Origin of the sequence: Pseudomonas sp. PDM20, from assembly GCF_014852575.3 — a bacterium.
Lineage (GTDB): Bacteria > Pseudomonadota > Gammaproteobacteria > Pseudomonadales > Pseudomonadaceae > Pseudomonas.
In genome coordinates, this window is the sequence record NZ_CM181224.1 from 6256496 (window position 1) to 6275156 (window position 18661).

The 18661-nt window shown below is 65.6% G+C and carries 20 protein-coding genes; 13 read left to right on the forward strand and 7 right to left on the reverse strand.

The window, feature by feature from the left end; genetic code table 11:
• Positions 1-40: 40 nt before the first annotated feature.
• Positions 41-1009, reverse strand: a complete 969-nt coding sequence (locus tag IB261_RS28730) for a sensor domain-containing diguanylate cyclase (protein ID WP_081515216.1) — start codon at positions 1007-1009, stop codon at positions 41-43.
• Between the two features lie 137 nt (positions 1010-1146).
• Positions 1147-2328 (reverse strand): delta-9 fatty acid desaturase DesA, encoded by a 1182-nt coding sequence (gene desA, locus IB261_RS28735; RefSeq protein ID WP_081515215.1) that lies wholly within the window; start codon positions 2326-2328, stop codon positions 1147-1149.
• A gap of 178 nt (positions 2329-2506) precedes the next feature.
• Here desA and IB261_RS28740 point away from each other — a divergent pair, with 178 nt between their 5' ends.
• From IB261_RS28740 to IB261_RS28770, 7 genes are all read left to right on the forward strand, one after another.
• Positions 2507-4780 (forward strand): putative bifunctional diguanylate cyclase/phosphodiesterase, encoded by a 2274-nt coding sequence (locus IB261_RS28740; RefSeq protein WP_192383615.1) that lies wholly within the window; start codon positions 2507-2509, stop codon positions 4778-4780.
• A gap of 140 nt (positions 4781-4920) precedes the next feature.
• Positions 4921-5103 carry a sulfur starvation response protein OscA gene (oscA, locus tag IB261_RS28745; RefSeq protein WP_017520779.1) on the forward strand — a complete coding sequence of 61 codons (183 nt, stop codon included), beginning with the start codon at positions 4921-4923 and terminating at the stop codon, positions 5101-5103.
• 168 nt (positions 5104-5271) lie between these two features.
• Positions 5272-6282, forward strand: a complete 1011-nt coding sequence (locus IB261_RS28750; protein WP_081515213.1) for a sulfate ABC transporter substrate-binding protein — start codon at positions 5272-5274, stop codon at positions 6280-6282.
• A gap of 124 nt (positions 6283-6406) precedes the next feature.
• Positions 6407-7225 carry a sulfate ABC transporter permease subunit CysT gene (gene cysT, locus IB261_RS28755; protein ID WP_017520777.1) on the forward strand — a complete coding sequence of 273 codons (819 nt, stop codon included), beginning with the start codon at positions 6407-6409 and terminating at the stop codon, positions 7223-7225.
• A gap of 10 nt (positions 7226-7235) precedes the next feature.
• The gene (gene cysW, locus IB261_RS28760; RefSeq protein ID WP_081515211.1) at positions 7236-8108 is read left to right on the forward strand and encodes a sulfate ABC transporter permease subunit CysW; all 873 of its coding nucleotides are present in this window, start codon (positions 7236-7238) and stop codon (positions 8106-8108) included.
• Positions 8109-8122: 14 nt separating this feature from the next.
• Complete coding sequence (locus IB261_RS28765) at positions 8123-9112, forward strand: sulfate/molybdate ABC transporter ATP-binding protein (RefSeq protein ID WP_045215470.1); 990 nt, start codon at positions 8123-8125, stop codon at positions 9110-9112.
• Positions 9113-9236: 124 nt separating this feature from the next.
• Complete coding sequence (locus tag IB261_RS28770; RefSeq protein ID WP_192383614.1) at positions 9237-9986, forward strand: sulfite exporter TauE/SafE family protein; 750 nt, start codon at positions 9237-9239, stop codon at positions 9984-9986.
• A 50-nt stretch (positions 9987-10036) separates the two neighbouring features.
• Here the strand turns inward: IB261_RS28770 and IB261_RS28775 are convergent, their stop codons facing one another.
• Positions 10037-10600 carry a TetR/AcrR family transcriptional regulator gene (locus tag IB261_RS28775; protein WP_192383613.1) on the reverse strand — a complete coding sequence of 188 codons (564 nt, stop codon included), beginning with the start codon at positions 10598-10600 and terminating at the stop codon, positions 10037-10039.
• 107 nt (positions 10601-10707) lie between these two features.
• Here IB261_RS28775 and IB261_RS28780 point away from each other — a divergent pair, with 107 nt between their 5' ends.
• Complete coding sequence (locus tag IB261_RS28780; protein WP_151188699.1) at positions 10708-11436, forward strand: SDR family oxidoreductase; 729 nt, start codon at positions 10708-10710, stop codon at positions 11434-11436.
• Between the two features lie 35 nt (positions 11437-11471).
• On the forward strand, positions 11472-12062 hold the full coding sequence (locus IB261_RS28785; RefSeq protein WP_192225091.1) for a 2-hydroxychromene-2-carboxylate isomerase: 591 nt from the start codon (positions 11472-11474) through the stop codon (positions 12060-12062).
• 110 nt (positions 12063-12172) lie between these two features.
• On the opposite strand, the gene IB261_RS28790 is transcribed toward IB261_RS28785, so the two are convergent.
• Positions 12173-12574, reverse strand: coding sequence for a hypothetical protein (locus IB261_RS28790; protein ID WP_151188701.1), 402 nt, complete (start codon positions 12572-12574; stop codon positions 12173-12175).
• 128 nt (positions 12575-12702) lie between these two features.
• Here IB261_RS28790 and IB261_RS28795 point away from each other — a divergent pair, with 128 nt between their 5' ends.
• The gene (locus tag IB261_RS28795; protein ID WP_081515206.1) at positions 12703-13506 is read left to right on the forward strand and encodes an MmyB family transcriptional regulator; all 804 of its coding nucleotides are present in this window, start codon (positions 12703-12705) and stop codon (positions 13504-13506) included.
• 6 nt (positions 13507-13512) lie between these two features.
• Here the strand turns inward: IB261_RS28795 and IB261_RS28800 are convergent, their stop codons facing one another.
• A complete protein-coding gene (locus IB261_RS28800; protein ID WP_081515205.1) occupies positions 13513-14037 on the reverse strand; it encodes an Mpo1 family 2-hydroxy fatty acid dioxygenase in 525 nt (174 codons plus the stop codon).
• Positions 14038-14111: 74 nt separating this feature from the next.
• Between IB261_RS28800 and IB261_RS28805 the strand changes: the two genes are divergently transcribed.
• The 3 genes from IB261_RS28805 (at position 14112) to IB261_RS28815 (ending at position 16549) form a co-directional block, all read left to right on the forward strand.
• A complete protein-coding gene (locus IB261_RS28805; RefSeq protein ID WP_192225089.1) occupies positions 14112-14801 on the forward strand; it encodes a Crp/Fnr family transcriptional regulator in 690 nt (229 codons plus the stop codon).
• A 203-nt stretch (positions 14802-15004) separates the two neighbouring features.
• Entirely contained in the window at positions 15005-15502 is a 498-nt protein-coding gene (locus IB261_RS28810; protein ID WP_081515203.1) for an outer membrane beta-barrel protein, read from the forward strand.
• Positions 15503-15790: 288 nt separating this feature from the next.
• Positions 15791-16549, forward strand: a complete 759-nt coding sequence (locus IB261_RS28815) for a hypothetical protein (RefSeq protein WP_081515202.1) — start codon at positions 15791-15793, stop codon at positions 16547-16549.
• Positions 16550-16553: 4 nt separating this feature from the next.
• On the opposite strand, the gene ppk2 is transcribed toward IB261_RS28815, so the two are convergent.
• Positions 16554-17435, reverse strand: a complete 882-nt coding sequence (ppk2, locus tag IB261_RS28820) for a polyphosphate kinase 2 (protein WP_225594891.1) — start codon at positions 17433-17435, stop codon at positions 16554-16556.
• 240 nt (positions 17436-17675) lie between these two features.
• The gene (locus IB261_RS28825; protein ID WP_081515200.1) at positions 17676-18641 is read right to left on the reverse strand and encodes a magnesium transporter CorA family protein; all 966 of its coding nucleotides are present in this window, start codon (positions 18639-18641) and stop codon (positions 17676-17678) included.
• Positions 18642-18661: the final 20 nt, after the last annotated feature.

Consider the following 18661-nt stretch of genomic DNA (forward strand, 5'->3'; position numbering starts at 1 on the left):
GAAAGTATTAATGTTTCCACCGCGGACAGGCTGGAGTGTTTCATCCCTGAACTATGCGGTCCTTGCCGGTGCGTTTTGCCTGATACAGTGCCGCGTCGGAGCGGCTGTAGAGCGCGGAAAGATTCTGGTCATCGGGCTGTAACAGGGTCAGCCCCTGGCTGATGGTGACGCTGAAGAAATGCTCGGCCTCGTTGAAGCGCAGGCGCTGCACTTCCCGTTGCAGGCGCTCGCCGATCTGCCGCGCCATGCTCTCGTCGCACCCCGGCAGCAGCACGGCGAATTCCTCGCCGCCGATTCGGCCGAACAGGTCGCCGCGACGCAGCGCGCCCGCCCCGCTCTGGGCGATGCGCTGCAGGACCACGTCACCGACCTGGTGGCCGTAGACGTCGTTGATCTTCTTGAAGTCGTCCACGTCCAGCAGCAGGAACGCCAGCGGCGTGGAGGTCGCCTTGCAGTCGCGGAAGGCCTGCTCGGCACTGTCGAAGAAGTAGCGGCGGTTGCTGCTCTGGGTCAGCACGTCGGTGGTGGCCAGGCGGTGCAGCTCGGTCTCCAGGTGCTTCTTGTCGGTGATGTCCTCGGCGATGCCGACGATCATCAGCGGCAGACCGGCATCGCTGTGCTGGCTGACGAAGCATTTGTCGCTGAGCCAGCGCACTTCACCGTCGGCGCGCAGGATGCGGTATTCGCGCTGCTCGATGGCGCCGCGCTGCAGCACTTCCTGCAGGGTGCTCTGGGCGTAGTCCAGGTCATCGGGATAGATGCAGTTGCGCCACTCGTTGTAGTCCGCCAGCAGCAGCGCGGCGGAGCGGCCGAAGATGCGCTCGTACGCCGGGCTGACATAGACCATGCGCTGGGCCTGCCAGTCGAAGGCCCAGAGTACCGAGTTCACGCTGGCCAGCAGCGCGCTGAAGAGCTGTTCGCGCTCCTTCAGGCGCGTCACCTCGGCGCGGCTGTGCAGCAATGCCAGCAAGGCCTCTTCCTGATCGGCCGGCAATTTATTCTCATCCATGTATCAGCATCCTCCCGCTCATTGACCGGGGCTATGACCGCAAACTACGCCAGGCTGCTGCAAATTAAACGAAAAGCCCGCCGAACGGCGGGCTTTTCTGAGACACATCTCTCAACGTCCTAGGACGTTTCCGCCAATCAGACGGCCGGACGCAAGGAATAGGTCTTCAGTTGCTCGGCAAACTCGCGCAGGGACTGGATACCGCTGGCTTCCGCCTCGTGCACCCACTGCTTGATCGCGGCGAGCATGTCGTGGCCGTTGGCGCTGGTTTTCACCCAGATCTGCTGCAGGGCCAGGCGCTTCTCGTAGATCACCTGCAGGGACTGGCTCTGCGCGAGCAGGTCCTGGATGCGCGCATGGTGGCGCTCTTCCAGCAGGCTGGTTTCACGCGAGAGCAGGCGCTTGGCGCGGCGGAACAGGTGGCGTACCGACTCGTCGGCCTTGGCCAGTTCCTGCTTCACCAGCGGGCCGATCACCAGCTTGCGGTACTGGGCCATGATCTGGAAACGGTTGTTGAGGATGGCCATGGCTGTGTCCATGTCCAGGTTGCCCTTGCCTTCCACGCGGTGCGCGATGGGCGCCACGCGGGCGACCTTGGCCAGGCGCAGGAAGCTGAACACCTTGATCCAGGCCCAACCCAGGTCGAACTCCCACTTCTTCACCGACAGCTTCGCCGAGTTCGGGTAGGTGTGGTGGTTGTTGTGCAGTTCCTCACCGCCGATCAGGATGCCCCAGGGCACGAGGTTGGTGGCGGCGTCGCGGCATTCGAAGTTGCGGTAGCCCACGGCGTGGCCCAGGCCGTTGATGACGCCGGCGGCCCACACGGGGATCCACATCATCTGCACGGCCCAGACGGTCATGCCGAGCACACCGAACAGGGCGAGGTCGATGATCGCCATCAGCACGATGCCACCGATGGGGTAGCGCGAGTAGACGTTGCGCTCGATCCAGTCTTCCGGGCAGTTCTTGCCGTAGATACGCAGGGTGTCGGGATTCTCCGCCTCCTTGCGATACAGCTCGGCGCCGGTGCGCAGCACGGTACCCAGGCCCTTGTACACCGGGCTGTGCGGGTCTTCGGCGGTTTCGCACTTGGCGTGGTGCTTGCGGTGGATGGCGGTCCACTCGCGGGTGTTCATGGCCGTGGTCATCCACAGCCAGAAACGGAAGAAATGCTGCAGCGCCGGATGCAGCTCGAGCGCGCGGTGCGCCGAGTAGCGGTGCAGATAGACGGTGACGCTGACGATGGTGATATGCGTCAGGACCAGGGTGACTGCCACCAGTTGCCAGGGCGACAGGTCAAGGAAACCGTTGTACCACATAGGCGATACTGTACCTCGGAAGGGGGTAGAACTACGCCCTGCTGGGCGTGCTGTACCGGGAAAAGACAGCCGCATTATCACCAAGCAGGTCCGGATTACCATCCGGTCTTTTAGATACGAATGTGGCCACGTGGCCATCATTTATACTGCACAGCCAATAAATCCAACCCACTACCGCATGAATCCTCGCCTCAGCGCCTTGCGCATCAGTCTGTTGTACCTGGCCCTGGGCTCCCTCTGGGTGCTGCTCAGTGACCAATGGTTACAAAAGCTGCTCATCGATCCCGCTTCGCTGATGCACTGGATGGAGGTGAAGAAGTACCTGTTCCTGGCTATCACCTCGCTCGTGCTGTTCTTCCTGCTCTGGCGGCACTTTGGCCGGCAGCACGCCGCCTTCGCCGCGCTGGCCGACAAGGAGCAACGCCTGAGCCGCGCCTTCGCGGTGGTCGAGGACGGCATCTGGGACTGGGACCTGGAAACCCAGCGCGTCCATTATTCCTCCGGCTACGCCAACCTGCTCGGCCTGCCCCTGGAGCACCTGAGCGATGACCTGCTGCTGTGGGAAAATCGCCTGCACCCGGAAGACCGCGCGCGCGTCCTGGCCCTTCACCAGGATTGCCTCCAGGGCCTGAGCACGCGTCTGGAGTGCGTCTACCGCATCCGCCACAGCGACGACACCTACCGCTGGGTTCGCAGCAGTGGCCGCCTGACCCGCGGTGAGGACGGCCGCCCGCTGCGCCTGACCGGCGTCAACCGCGACATCACCCATCAGCGCAGCAACGAGGATCACCTGCGCCAGGCCGCCGCGGTATTCGAGGCGACCCAGGAAGGCCTGCTGGTGACCGACGCGCGCGGCGTGATCGTGCACACCAATCCGTCCTTCTCGCGCATTACCGGCTACAGCGCCGAGGACGTGCTCGGCGGCGAGCCTTCGCTGCTCAAGTCCGGCCGCCAGGACGACGCCTTCTACCAGCGCATGTGGGCCGCCCTGCACGAGAACGGCGTGTGGAGCGGCGAAATCTGGAACCGCCGCAAGAGCGGCGAGGTGTACCCGCAATGGCAGCACATCCGCGCCGTGCGTAATGACGAGGGAGAACTGACCCACTACGTCGCGGTGTTCTCCGACCTCAGCAGCCTCAAGCGCTCACAGCACGAACTGGATTTCCTCGCCCACCACGACCCGCTCACGGGCCTGCCCAACCGCCTGCTGCTGCGCGAGCGCATCGAGCAGGCGCTGGCCCGTGCCGAGCGCGAACAGAGCGGTGGCGCACTGCTGAGCATCGACCTCGACCACTTCAAGCACATCAACGACAGCCTCGGCCACACCATCGGCGACCTGCTCATCCGCGCGGTGGCCAAGCGCCTGGAAGACTGCCTGGACGAACGCTGCTCCCTGGCGCGACTGGGCGGCGACGAGTTCGCCGTGGTCCTCGAAAGCCAGCAGCCGCACCATGCCAGCAGCCTCGCCCAGCGCCTGCTGGAAGCGATGAGCGCGCCCTTCGAGGTTAACGAACAGATCATCTACATGTCGGTGAGCCTGGGCGTCAGCCTGTTCCCCGAGGACGCGCGCAACGTCGACCACCTGCTGCAGCACGCCGACGCCGCGCTGTTCCAGGCCAAGGCCAGCGGGCGCAACCTCTACGCCTTCTATACCCCCGAGCTGACCGCCCGCGCGCGCTCCCACGTGCAGGTGGAATCGGCGCTGCGCCACGCGCTGGACCATGACGAACTGCGCCTGTACTTCCAGCCGGTGCACGACCTGGCCACCGGCCGCATGGTCGGTGTCGAGTCGCTGGTGCGCTGGCAGCACCCGAGCCAGGGACTGATTCCGCCCAGCGAGTTCATCCCGGTGGCCGAGGAAAGCGGCCTGATCACCGCCATCGACGCCTGGGTACTCGACCAGGCCTGCCGGCAGATGCGCCAGTGGCTGGACGCCGGCGCCGACCTGGACTTCATCGCGGTCAACGTCTCCAGCCGGCTGTTCGGTCGTGGCGGCCTGGAAGAGCGTGTGGCCCTGGCGCTGGAGCAGAGCGGCCTGGAGCCGCATCACCTGGAGCTGGAAGTCACCGAAAGCGCGGTGATGGAGAACTTCGACCAGGCCCTGGAGCTGCTCTGCCAACTGCGCCTGCTGGGCGTGCACCTGGCCATCGACGACTTCGGCACCGGTTACTCCTCGCTGATGCGCCTCAAGCGCATGCCGGTGCACAAGCTGAAGATCGACCAGGGCTTCGTCGCCGGCCTGCCGGACGAATCCGAGGACGCCGCCATCGCCTGCGCGGTGATCGCCCTGGGCCAGAGCATGGGCCTGCAGGTGGTCGCCGAGGGCATCGAGCGGCCCGACCAGGCCGCCTTCCTCCTCACCCACGCCTGCGATTTCGGCCAGGGGTACTGGTACGGCGCACCGCAGCCGGCCACCGAGCTGCTGGCACAATTGCCGCGCGACCCCGCATGAAATCGCGTTAAAAACTTTCGGATATATAAAAATTCTTAAACAGTATTTTTAAGAATATCCAGCTCCTGCCTAAGATGCGCTCACACCGCACGCGCCGACGATGAAACGGCCGGTGGTAAACCCACTAGGAGCAGATACCCATGAGCGCAACCCTCCGTAGCCTGGACGGCCAGGACGAAGCCAACATCCTGCGCGAAGTGCAGAGCGCCCTGCGTGGCCTGCGTTTCGGCGCCGTCGAGATCACCGTGCACAACGGCCAGGTCGTGCAGATCGAGCGCAAGGAAAAATTCCGCCTGCAGCAGAGCCCCGGCAAACCTGCCTGAGCCGACGCGCCCCTTTATCAAGGGGCATGACTGGACCACCGGAGCGTCGCCATGACCGCCCTGCCCCACCGGTACTGCAGCAGCCAGCCACGAATGCGTGGCTGAGATCGCCCCCGAAAGACCCTGCCAAACAAACATAAAGAACTGCATTTTTTTCAGGAGCTGCACATGTCCATCCGCCGTTTCGCCCTGGCCGCACTGGCCAGCGCACTGATATCCACTGTGGTCGCAGGCCCCGTCTCCGCCGCGACCCAACTGCTCAACGTTTCCTACGACCCGACCCGCGAGCTGTACCAGGCCTACAACGCCGCCTTCATCAAGCACTGGAAGGCCCAGGGCGGTGACGACCTGACCGTGCAGCAATCCCACGGTGGCTCGGGCAAACAGGCCCGCGCCGTGATCGACGGCCTGAAGGCCGACGTGGTGACCCTGGCCCTGGCCGGCGACATCGACGAACTGAACAAGCTGGGCAAGCTGCTGCCCGCCGACTGGCAGGCCCGCCTGCCCGACAACAGCACCCCCTACACCTCGACCATCGTGTTCCTGGTGCGCAAGGGCAACCCCAAGGGCATCAAGGACTGGGCCGACCTGACCAAGCAGGGCGTGGAAGTCATCACCCCGAACCCGAAGACCTCCGGCGGCGCCCGCTGGAACTTCCTGGCCGCCTGGGCCTGGGCGAAGAAGGAATACGGTAGCGACGAGAAAGCCCAGGAATACGTACAGAACCTGTACAAGCACGTGCCGGTTCTGGACACTGGCGCCCGCGGTTCGACCATCACCTTCGTCAACAACAACATTGGCGACGTGCTGCTGGCCTGGGAGAACGAAGCCTTCCTGGCCAAGAAGGAACAGGGCGGCGAGAACTTCGAGATCGTCGTTCCGTCCGTGTCCATCCTGGCAGAGCCGCCGGTGGCCGTGGTCGACAAGACCGTCGACAAGAAAGGCACCCGCAAGGTCGCCGAGGAATACCTGAAGTACCTGTACAGCGAAGAAGGCCAGCGCATCGCCGCGCAGAACTTCTACCGCCCGCGTGATGCCAAGGTCGCTGCCGAGTTCGCCAACCAGTTCCCGAAACTCAACCTGGTGACCATCGACAAGGACTTCGGCGGCTGGAAAGTCGCGCAGCCCAAGTTCTTCAACGACGGCGGCATCTTCGACAAGATCTACCAGGCGCAGTGATGCGCCACCCGCCCGGCCTTGCGCCGGGCGGCCCGATCCGCGCAGGCCGGTGCACAGCCTGGGCGAAAAGGAAAACCCCCGCCCCATGGCGGGGGCTCAACGCGTTCATGAGAAAGGACAGACAATGTCGCGACGCATCTCCCCGGTCATACCCGGCTTCGGGCTGACTCTGGGCTACACCCTGGTGTATCTCAGCCTGTTGGTGCTGATTCCGCTGGGGGCCATGTTCCTCAAGACGACCCAGCTCTCCTGGGATCAGTTCTGGACCATCATCACCGCGCCGCGGGTCATCGCCGCGCTCAAGCTGAGCTTCGGCACCGCGCTGATCGCCGCCCTGATCAACGGCGTGATCGGCACCCTGCTGGCCTGGGTGCTGGTGCGCTACCGCTTCCCGGGACGCAAGATCATCGACGCGATGATCGACCTGCCGTTCGCCCTGCCCACCGCCGTGGCCGGCATCGCGCTCACCGCGCTGTACGCGCCCAACGGCCTGGTCGGCCGCTTCGCCACCGAGATCGGCCTGAAGATCGCCTACACCCCACTGGGCATCACCCTGGCGCTGACCTTCGTGGTGCTGCCGTTCGTGGTGCGCACCGTGCAGCCGGTACTGGCCGATATCCCGCGTGAAGTGGAAGAAGCCGCCGCCTGCCTGGGCGCCAAGCCGCTGCAGGTGTTCCGCCATGTGCTGCTGCCGGCGCTGCTGCCGGCCTGGCTGACCGGCTTCGCCCTGGCCTTCGCCCGCGGCGTCGGCGAGTACGGCTCGGTGATCTTCATCGCCGGCAACATGCCGATGAAGACCGAGATCCTGCCGCTGCTGATCATGGTCAAGCTGGACCAGTACGACTACACCGGCGCCACCGCCATCGGCGTGCTGATGCTGGTCGTCGCCTTCGTCCTGCTGCTGCTGATCAACCTGCTGCAACGCCGCATCGAAACACCCTGAGGAGCGCGCCATGAGTACCGCAAGCCTTTCCGCCGCGGCCGCTGCCAACGCTGCTCGCCGGGGTAATGTCTGGGGCCGCCGCGCCCTGATCGCGCTGGCCTGGCTGGCCTTCGCCCTGTTCCTGCTGCTGCCGCTGTTCGTCGTTCTGAGTGAAGCGCTGAAGCAGGGCTTCGGCACCTTCTTCGAAGCCATCCTGGAACCCGACGCGCTGGCCGCGCTGAAGCTGACACTGATCGCCGTGGGCATCTCGGTGCCGCTGAACCTGGTGTTCGGCATCGCCGCCGCCTGGTGCGTGACCAAGTTCGAGTTCCCCGGCAAGAGCATCCTGGTGACCCTGATCGACCTGCCGTTCTCGGTCTCCCCGGTGATCGCCGGCCTGATCTACGTGCTGCTGTTCGGCGCCCAGGGCTACTTCGGCGAGTGGCTGTCGGACCACGACATCCAGATCGTCTTCGCCGTGCCCGGCATCGTCCTGGCCACCCTCTTCGTCACCTTCCCCTTCGTCGCCCGCGAACTGATCCCGCTGATGCAGGAACAGGGCACCCAGGAGGAAGAGGCCGCGCGCCTGCTCGGCGCCAATGGCTGGCAGATGTTCTGGCACGTGACCCTGCCGAACATCAAATGGGGCCTGATCTACGGCGTGGTGCTGTGCACCGCGCGGGCCATGGGCGAGTTCGGCGCGGTGTCGGTGGTCTCCGGGCACATCCGCGGCGTCACCAACACCCTGCCGCTGCACGTCGAAATCCTCTACAACGAATACAACCACGTCGCCGCTTTCAGCGTCGCCACCCTGCTGCTGCTGATGGCCCTGGTCATCCTGCTGCTCAAGCAGTGGAGCGAGTCGCGCCTGTCCCGCACCAAAGTCAAAGCTGACGATGAATAAGTGAGAGCCACGCCATGAGCATCGAGATCCGTAACGTCAGCAAGAACTTCAACGCCTTCAAGGCGCTGAACGACATCAACCTCGACATCCACAGCGGCGAGCTGGTCGCCCTGCTCGGCCCGTCCGGCTGCGGCAAGACCACCCTGCTGCGCATCATCGCCGGCCTGGAAACCCCGGACGTGGGCAACATCGTGTTCCACGGCGAGGACGTCTCGCAGCACGACGTGCGTGATCGCAATGTCGGCTTCGTGTTCCAGCACTACGCACTGTTCCGCCACATGACGGTGTTCGACAACGTAGCCTTCGGCCTGCGCATGAAGCCCAAGAAGGAGCGCCCGAGCGAAGCGCGCATCGCCGAGAAAGTCCACGAACTGCTCAACATGGTGCAGCTGGACTGGCTCTCCGACCGCTACCCGGAGCAGCTCTCCGGCGGCCAGCGTCAGCGTATCGCGCTGGCCCGTGCACTGGCGGTGGAGCCTAAGATCCTGCTGCTCGACGAACCCTTCGGCGCCCTCGACGCCAAGGTGCGTAAAGAGCTGCGCCGCTGGCTTGCACGCCTGCACGAGGAGATCAACCTGACCTCCGTGTTCGTCACCCACGACCAGGAAGAAGCGATGGAAGTCGCCGACCGCATCGTGGTGATGAACAAGGGCGTGATCGAGCAGATCGGCTCCCCTGGCGAGGTCTACGAGAACCCGGCCAGCGACTTCGTCTACCACTTCCTCGGCGACTCCAACCGCCTGCACATCGGCGGTGACGAGCACGTGCTGTTCCGCCCGCACGAAATCTCGCTGTCGCGCTCCGAAGTGGCCGAGCACCGCGCCGCCGAAGTCCGCGACATCCGCCCGCTGGGCGCGATCACCCGCGTGACCCTCAAGGTCGACGGCCAGGACGAGCTGATCGAGGCCGAAGTGGTCAAGGACCACGACAGCCTGACCGGGCTGGCCCGTGGCGAGACGCTGTACTTCAAGCCGAAGGCCTACCAGCCGGTGGCGAATATCTGATGCATCCGTAGACCTGCAGGAGCGTCCCATGGACGTGATCGCGGGCATGGCCCGCTCCTGCAGGTTCGCGTCGACCCTCGATCTTCCGTATCCTGCCCCGGTCCTTTTCACGCAAGGCCCGGCCATGTTCGACGCCCTCCCCCAGCACCTCGAACTGATCATCCTCACCTTCCTCCTCGCCGGCCTGGTGAAGGGGGTGGTGGGCCTCGGCCTGCCCACGGTCGCCGTCGGGCTGCTCGGGCTGGTGATGCCGCCGATGCAGGCAGCCGCGATTCTCGTCGTACCCTCTACCGTCACCAACATCTGGCAGCTCGCCGCCGGGCCGCGCTTCCTCGGGCTGCTCAAGCGGATGTGGGGCATGCTGGTCGGCATAGTCATCGGCACCCTGCTGGTGGGCTGGCTGCTGGCAGGACGCAACTGGCCGGCGGCGACACCGCTGCTGGGTGTGGCACTGATTCTTTACGCGCTGCTGGGGCTGTCGAACAAGCGCTTCAGCGTGGCACCGAAACACGAGCGCTGGCTGTCGCCGCTGATCGGCGTGATCACCGGCGGCGTCACCGCCGTGACCGGCGTCTTCGTGATTCCCGCCGTGCCGTTCCTGCAGGCTCTCGGGCTGGAGAAGGACGACCTGGTGCAGGCACTGGGATTGTCCTTCACCGTCTCGACCCTGGCCCTGGCGATCACCCTCAGCCAGCACGGCTCGCTGCTGCAGGCGGATGTGCTCGGCCTGTCGCTGCTAGCCCTGTTGCCGGCGCTGGCGGGCATGTACCTGGGCACCTGGCTGCGCTCGCGGATCAGCCCGCTGGCGTTCCGCCGCTGTTTCTTCGGCGGACTGCTCCTGCTCGGCGCCGACCTTGCCATCCGCGGTCTCTGACCCGCGCTGATTGGCTTGCGTAGGGCGCATAAAGCCTACGGGATAGCACCTCACTGCTCGTCGAGATGACGGAGCAAAAACTCCCGGCTCGACTCGATGATCGCCTTCTGCGTCTTCTCGCTGGCAACCATCCGCGCCACCACCAGCGCGCCGACGCATTGCGCCAGCAACGCCCAGGCGTCTTCCGGCGAACCCAGCGCCTCGCCCCAGGCCTGCTGCAACTCCAGCAGCGCATCCTCGGCGCTCTGCCGCACGGCCTCATCGGCGCGAGCGATCTCCGCGCCCAGCGCCGGAATCGCACAACCAGCGCCAGCGTCCTGCACGTGGGTAACGCTCAGGTAGCGCTTCAGGCCGCGCTCCAGGCGCGCACGATCGAGCACCTTGCCCTTGGCCGCGAGGCGCTCGACGCTCTGCTGCAACTCGCGCTCGACGATGGCGGCGAACAGTTCGTCCTTCGACCCGAAGTGGTTGTAGAACGCCCCGCCGGACAAGCCCACCGCCTTCATCAGCCCGTCCACCCCGGAGGTGGCGAAGCCGCCCTGCTTGGCGAGCGCGCCGCTGCTGTCGAGCAGACGCTGGCGGGTTTCTTCCTTGTGGGTGGCTGAGTAGCGCATCGGGACAACTCCGGCGAAGCGGTTGACGATGTCTCGCAGATTAACATAACGTTCGTTTACCTAACGACCGTTTACCAACTTTCGCGCACCCCGCAGAGGAAACGAGCATGTCGAACAAGAAAGTCGTCCTGGTCATCGGCGCCGGCGATGCCACCGGCGGCGCCATCGCCCGCCGCTTCGCCCGCGAGGGCTACGTCGCCTGCGTCACCCGGCGCTCGGCCGACAAGCTGCAGCCGCTGGTGGAGCAGATCCGCGCCGAGGGCGGCGAGGCCCACGGTTTCGCCTCCGACGCGCGCAAGGAAGAGGCGGTGATCGAGCTGGTGGAAACCATCGAGCGCGACATCGGCCCCATCGAAGCCTTCGTCTTCAACATCGGCGCCAACGTGCCCTGCAGTATCCTCGAAGAGACCGCGCGCAAGTACTTCAAGATCTGGGAAATGGCCTGCTTCTCCGGCTTCCTCACCGGCCGCGAAGTGGCCAAGCGCATGGTCAAGCGCCAGCGCGGTACTCTCCTGTTCACCGGCGCCACCGCCGGCCTGCGCGGCGCCTCGGGCTTCGCCGCCTTCGCCGGAGCCAAGCACGGCATCCGCGCACTGGCCCAGAGCATGGCCCGCGAGCTGGGACCGATCGGCCTGCACGTCGCCCACGTTGTCGTCGATGGCGCCATCGATACCGAATTCATCCGTGAGACCTTCCCCGAGCGCTACGCGCTGAAGGACCAGGACGGCATTCTCGATCCCGAGCATATCGCCGACAGCTACTGGTACCTGCACTCCCAGCCGCGCGATGCCTGGACCTTCGAACTGGACCTGCGCCCCTGGATCGAGCGCTGGTAATCCGCCCATAACGACAACAAGAAAGAGAGCCACTCATGAGCAAGAGCGTCGAGTTCTATTTCGATTTCGGCAGCCCGACTTCCTACCTGGCGTATACCCAGCTGCCAGCGATCTGCGCCGAGGCAGGAGCCGGGCTGGTCTATCGCCCGGTGCTGCTGGGCGGCGTGTTCCAGGCCACCGGCAATGCCTCGCCCATCGCCATCCCGGCCAAGGGCCGCTACACGATGATCGACATGCTGCGCTTCGCCCGCCGCTACGGCGTGCCGTTGAAGATGAACCCGTACTTCCCGATCAACACCCTGACCCTGATGCGCGCCGCCACCGGCGTGCAGCTGCGCCAGCCGGAACGCTTCGACGCGCTGCTGGCTTGCGTGTTCAAGGGCATGTGGGTGGACGCGCTGAACCTGGGCGACCCGGCGGTGCTCGGCCCGTTGCTGGCCGAGGCGGGTTTCGACCCCCAGGCGCTGCTGGCGCTGACCGCCGAGCAGGAAGTGAAGGACGCGCTGAAGGCCAACACCGAGGCGGCAATCAAACGCGGGATGTTCGGCGCACCGACCATGTTCGTCGGTGACGAGATGTTCTTCGGCCAGGACCGCCTCGATTTCGTCCGCGAAGCCCTGGCATAAGGCGTTGCGCATCCCGCAGCACCGTAGGGCGCATAACCTGGAACAGGTTATCCGCCGGCTCCTGTCCGGCGGATAATGCTGACGCGTTATGCGCCCTGCGGGTTGCGCAGTCACAGGGCCAGGACAGCCGACCGGCGCAGACCGAAGAACTCCAGCTCCGCCAGCAGCAGCACCACCAGCGCCTGGCCGATGACGAAGGCGTAGCCCAGGGCGGTCGGCTGCACGTAGCCGGTCACCAGCAGGGCGACGCTCTCCACCACCCACAGCGCGTTCAGGGCGATGACCGCCCAGACGCCGGTGCGCGACAGAACGCTCTGATTGCTCATCCAGTAGAGCACCAGCGCCAGCGGCAGGAGCACGATGCCGGCCACCAGCAACAGCACGAAGGGCAGGCCCAGCAGTTCGCCCAGCGGTTGCGCGGCGAGTGCCATCAGCAGGCCCATGGCGCCACCGGCGATGGCATCGACTTTCAGGGTCAGGCGAAGCAGCGGGGAGGATTGCAGCAGAGTCATGGCGAAGCTCCTTCAGGGGTCGCCACCGGTTGGCGGCGTGTGGCTGAAGAATCCGCCCGGGACGTAGGGGCGTCGATTACCTGCCAGGTAATGGCCGTTACCGGGCAGCAGGTCTATCGTTCGAAGCCATGAACAGATCAGCCCACGAAAACCCGGCCCAACCAGTCGGCGCCCTGCTCCGCCAATGGCGCCAGCGCCGCCGGCTCAGCCAGCTCGACCTCGCCTGCGACGCGGAGATTTCCACGCGCCACCTGAGCTTCGTCGAAACCGGCCGCGCCCTGCCCAGCCGCGAGATGCTCCTGCACCTGGCCGAACAGCTGGACATCCCCCTGCGCGAACGCAACCGCCTGCTCAGCGCCGCCGGCTACGCCCCGGTGTACTCGGAGAAGGGCCTGGACGACCCGGCATTGACGGTAGCCCGGCAGGCCATCGACCAGTTGCTCAAGGCCCACGAGCCAAACCCGGCGATGGTGGTAGACCGCCACTGGAACCTGCTGGCGTCCAACCGCACGGTGGACATTTTCCTGATCGGCGTCGACCCGGAACTGCTGCAGCCGCCGATCAACGTGCTGCGCATGAGCCTGCACCCCAAGGGCCTGGCACCGCGCATTCTCAATCTCGGGCCGTGGAAGGCGCATGTGGTGGAGCGCCTGCAACGCGACTTCGAAGCCAGCGGCGACCCCGCGCTGGCGGCGTTGCGCGACGAAGTGGCAGGCTACCCGGCACCGCCCTACGACGAGGCGGCCAGCGGCGACATGGTGCTGATCCCGGTGCAACTGCAGACAGAGCTGGGCGTGTGCAGCCTGATCGGCACCATCACGGTGTTCGGCACACCGGTGGACGTGACACTGTCGGAGCTGGCCCTGGAAACCTTCTTCCCGGCCGACCCCGACAGCGCGCGCATCCTCCGCCAGCTCAGCGGTACGGAATAAGGCGGATCAGGCGGTCGCCTTCTTCTCGCGGATGCAGGTGGGGCCGGCGCGCTCTTCCACGGCGTGGCGCACTTCATCGCGCAGGCCCAGCAGGAAGGCCGCTTCGGCGGCGACGAACAGCGGGCCGACGATCAGCCCGGTGAGGTCATCGACGAACGCCGGCTTGCGCCCTTCGTACCAGTGGCCGACGAACTGGATGATCCAGCCCACGACGAACAGGCCGATACCCCAGGTGAGCCAGTAGGCGGTGCTGCCGGCGGCAAAGCCGGCGCCCAGCCACAGCGACAGCGCCAGCAGCGCGGTCATCAGCAGGCCGAAACGCAGGTCCAGGCGCAGGTAGAAGACCACCGAGGCCAGCGCCAGCAACGTGGCGGGCGAGACCAACAGGCCGGCCAACTCGAAACCGGGGCGCGACAGCAGGGTGGCGATGGCCAGCACGATCATCGGAATCCCGATGAAATGGCTGACGATGTTCCGCCGGTCACGGTGGTAGGCGGCATATTGGGCAAGGTGATCGACCAGAGTTTTCATTGTTGTTCTCCCGCAAGGTACTGGCATGATGGCGATCTGTGCCTTGCCACTCTGTCAGCTAGCCGACATTGCCCATGACCGACGCCAAGCCCTACCTCGCCTGCCTGCAAGATGGCCGCTGGTTCCAGACCCTCCCCGAGGGGCTGCGCCAGGCCCTGTGCGACGCGGCCGTGGTGCGCCGCCTGCCCGCCGGCCAGCGTCTGTTCGCCCGTGGCGATGCGCCGTGCGGCCTGTATTGCGTGGTGGAAGGCGCGATGCGCGTCAGCGTGGTCGGCGAGACCGGCAAGGAAGCCTTACTGGCCCTGGTGGAAGCGCCCAACTGGTTCGGCGAGATCTGTCTGTTCGACGGCCAGCCGCGCACCCACGACGCCTACGCCGAGGGCGCCACCGTATTGCTGCAGGTGCCCCTGGCGCCGCTGCAGGCGCTGCTGGCGCAGCACCCGGAATTCTGGCGAGATTTCGCCCTGCTGATGAGCCACAAGCTGCGCATCACCTTCGCCGTGCTGGAGGAGCTGTCGCTGTTGCCGGCCGCGCCGCGCCTGGCCCGGCGTCTGCTGATGATCGCCGAAGGCTACGGCGAGTCAGCCACCGCCAAGCGCGAGCTGCACCTGCCGCAGGAGCAACTGGCGGCCATGCTGTCGCTGTCGCGGCAGACCACCAACCAGATCCTCAAGGAGCTGGAAGCCCAGGGCATCGTGCGCCTGAGCTATGGCGGCATCGAGATACTAGACCGCGAACGCCTGCGCCAGGCCGCCCACGCCTGACGCTCGCCGACAGCCTCCAGAACGGCAGCCTCTAGAACAAAAGCCAGACGACTCTCGACAAGCTTCGATGGTCGCGCACGCCACCACCCCGCTCTAATGCCCCCGCCGCTGCGCAGCCGCCGAAAGGCCCGCGCCAGAGCGGCACCCAACCCTCCGCAAGACAGCAAGGCGGCCGGCCTCCACGCCGGCCGCAAGGGAATCCTATGCGCCTTTCGAAACTCCTCTGCGCCCTCGCCCTGACCGCCCCGGCCCTGGCGATGGCCGACGACAGCGGCCTCTACGTCGGGGGCGGCGTCACCCGCCTGGAAATCGACGACCGCTCCTTCGACGACCAGGACGACAGCTACAAGCTGTACGCCGGCTACCGCCTGAACAACTACCTGTCTCTGGAAGGCGCGGTGGTCGACTTCGGCGACATGAGCGACGGCAAAAAGCACTTCGACGGCGAATCGCTACAGGCCAACGTGCACCTGGGCTTCCCCATCGGCCAGCGCATCCGCCTGTACGGCATTGCCGGCGTGCATGCCTGGCACGCCGATGACGACGCCGCCGGCAAGTCCGACGACGTGGACCCGCTCTACGGCTTCGGCGGCGAACTGGACGTGATTGGCGGCCTGGGCGTGCGCCTGGAGCAGGAATACCTGGACGTCGGCGACATCGACCTCGACCAGACCACCCTTTCCGCCTACTGGCGCTTCTGACGCCAGCCTGCCCCTCAAGCCCGGCGGAAGGTCCGGCTCTCTCCCCAGAGCAGTCCTCCCCCCTCCTGACCTTCCGCCGGCACCTTCACCCGTACAGAGCCCCCCGTACAAAGAATCCCCCGCACCCCGGCGTCGTCCGCACCAGGCATCACCTGCACAAATCACTCTTTCGGTCGGTTGCAGCGGCTTCGTTCGCGGCTAGCCTAGGGATAGCTGCGTTTCTGGCGCCAAAAAGACACACATCCGGCGAATCGCGCGGCTCACAATAACAATAAGGACGCCTCCGCCATGTTCGATATCGTTCGTGGGTTCATGCTGTGCTGTTTCGGACTCTTCGCCCTCGCCGCCCAGGCCAACCTCCCCAGCGAGGAACTGCAGCTGCAGACCCTGCAGGTCTATACCTGCCGCTCGATCAACAGCCTGTTGCTGCTGCGCGGCGAAGGCTTCCAGGAAGGTCACGCCGCCCAGTTGGAGAAGGACCTGGCCACGCTGGACAATGCCGTCAAGGCCTACCCCAAGGCTGACGATGCCCTGCGCAAGGCCCATGCGGAGTTCGTTACCCAGATTCGCAACGGCGTTTCCTACGGCCCCAAGGAAGAAGATATGCCCTGGCGCTACAACCAGGACCTGAGCCGCTCCCTGCGCGATCTGCTCACCCAGATCGAACGTTTCGTCCCCGCTACCGCCGACGCCAGCCAGATTCCGCTGTGGGAGCTGCCGGTGCGCGTGGAGTACCTCGCCACCCAGTACCTGGGGCGCGCCTATATCAGCGGCCTGGAGCTGGCCCGCGAGCAGCCGCAGGAATACCTCGGCCAGGACGAGGGCGTACTGGTGCCGCTGCTGACCCAGCGCATCGACCAGCTGCCCGACAGCGACGCGACCAAGAAACTGCGCACCCGCTGGGAGTACCTGAGCAAGGCGCTTCTGGACATGAACAGCAAGAGCAACAGCGGCGTCAGCGCTTCCGGCCGGCCCTGGGCGCCGATCATCGTCGATCGCAACGCCCGCGCGGTCTCCGGCCAGCTCATGCTGATCAGCCAGCAGTAGCGCCTCAGGCCGGGATGGCTTCCGGCTCTGGTATCTGCACCGGGACCATTGCCTGCGCCGGGCGCTCCAGCTCATCGCGGTCCATCAGCGCGGCACGGCCCGTCAGCAGCGCATCCGGGGCACGGGCGATCTTCGGGTTCTTGTCCGGGTAATCCAGGCTGTGCAGGAAGTGCCGCAGGCAATTGAGCCGCGCGCGCTTCTTGTCGTCGGACTTGACCACCACCCAGGGCGCGTCGGCGGTGTCGGTGTGGAAGAACATCGCCTCCTTGGCCTGGGTGTAGTCGTCCCAGCGGTCCAGCGACTGGATGTCGATCGGCGACAGCTTCCAGTGCTTGAGCGGATCGTCGCGACGCGAGACGAAGCGGCGCAGCTGCTCCTCGCGGCTCACCGAGAACCAGAACTTGAACAGGTGGATGCCATTGCGCACCAGCATGCGCTCAAGCTCCGGCGTCTGCTGCATGAACTCCAGGTACTGGCGCGGCGAGCAGAAGCCCATCACTCGCTCGACCCCGGCGCGGTTGTACCAGGAGCGGTCGAAGAAGACGATTTCACCGGCCGTGGGCAGGTGTTGGATGTAGCGCTGGAAGTACCACTGGCCGCGCTCGGCATCGCTGGGTTTCTCCAGCGCCACCACGCGGGCGCCACGCGGGTTGAGGTGTTCGGTGAAGCGCTTGATGGTGCCGCCCTTGCCGGCGGCGTCGCGGCCCTCGAAGAGCAGGACGATGCGCTGGCCGGTCTCCTTCACCCAGTTCTGCACCTTCAGCAGCTCGATCTGCAGTTCGGCCTTGGCCTTCTCGTACTCCCTGCGCTGCAGGCGCTTGCGGTAGGGATAGCTGGCGGGCAACTGGGCGGAGCCGGAGTCCTCGTTGCTGCCGCGCGGGGCCATGGCGACGGTCAGCGCGACCGGGCCCTGGCTCTGTGCCTGGATCTGCGCACCGCCCTCGGTGGTCACTTCGGGCAGCGCCGCGGCGGCGGGCTTGCTGGCTTCGGGTGGCGGCAGGCTCTCCTGGGAAATGGGCTGCCGGGGCTTGGGCTGCTGGGCCATGGTCTCCTCCTGTGAGACGTGGGGACGGCCCTCCACTGTGCTACCCGTGCCGCAAGCCTTTCTTGACCCGCATCAACCCGCCTAGAGCCAGCCTTTGTACTTGAACCAGTAGTAGGGAATGATCGCCGAGATGACCATCGCCACCAGCGCCATGGGGTAGCCGGCCAGCCATTGCAGCTCCGGCATGTGCGCGAAGTTCATGCCGTACACCGTGCCCACCAGGGTCGGCGGCAGGAACAGCACGGCAGCGATGGAGAACACCTTGATGATGCTGTTCTGCTCGATGTTGATCAAACCCAGGGTGGCGTCCAGCAGGAAGGTGATTTCCCCGGCCATCTTCGTCTGGTACTCGCTGAGCGAGCGTACATCGCGCTCCACCGACTTCATGCCCAGCTTCACCTCGTCGCTGATCCAGCCGTTGCTGCCCTGACGGAAGTACGACAGCGGCCGGCTGATGCTCAGCAGGCTCTCGTTGAGCTTGGACAGCAGCGAGTTCTTGCGCCCCAGTTGCTTGACCACTTCCTGCAGGTCGGCCTTCTCGCTGGCCGGGCCCTCGCGGAAGATGCTGGTGCCCAGGCTGTCGAGCTGCTTCTGGACGATCTCCAGCACGTCGGCGATGCGGTCCACCACGCTGTCCATCAGGGTCACGAACAGCTGGTCGCTGCGACCCTCGCAGCCGCCGCGCTGGGTGCGCGTCTCGAAGGTACGGAAGGCCAGCAGGTCGGTATAGCGCACCGTCACCAGCCAGTGCGGGGTCAGCACGCAGGTGACTTCCGAGACAGTGGGATTGTGCTCGCGGATGCCACCGACCACGCTGGTGGTCATGTACAGCGCACCGTTGCTCTCGTAGAAGCGCGAGGAATCTTCGATCTCGGCCATCTCCTCGCGGGTCGGCACATCCACCGCGATGATCGACTCCAGCAACTGCTCCTCTTGCGCCGTGGGCTGGAACAGATCGATCCACAGCGTGTCCTTGGGCATGCCGTGGCACTCGCTGCCGTTGTGGCGCACCAGGCGGTCGCCGACAAGGGTGTAATAGGTGATCATGTCGCCCGACGATCCTTTTA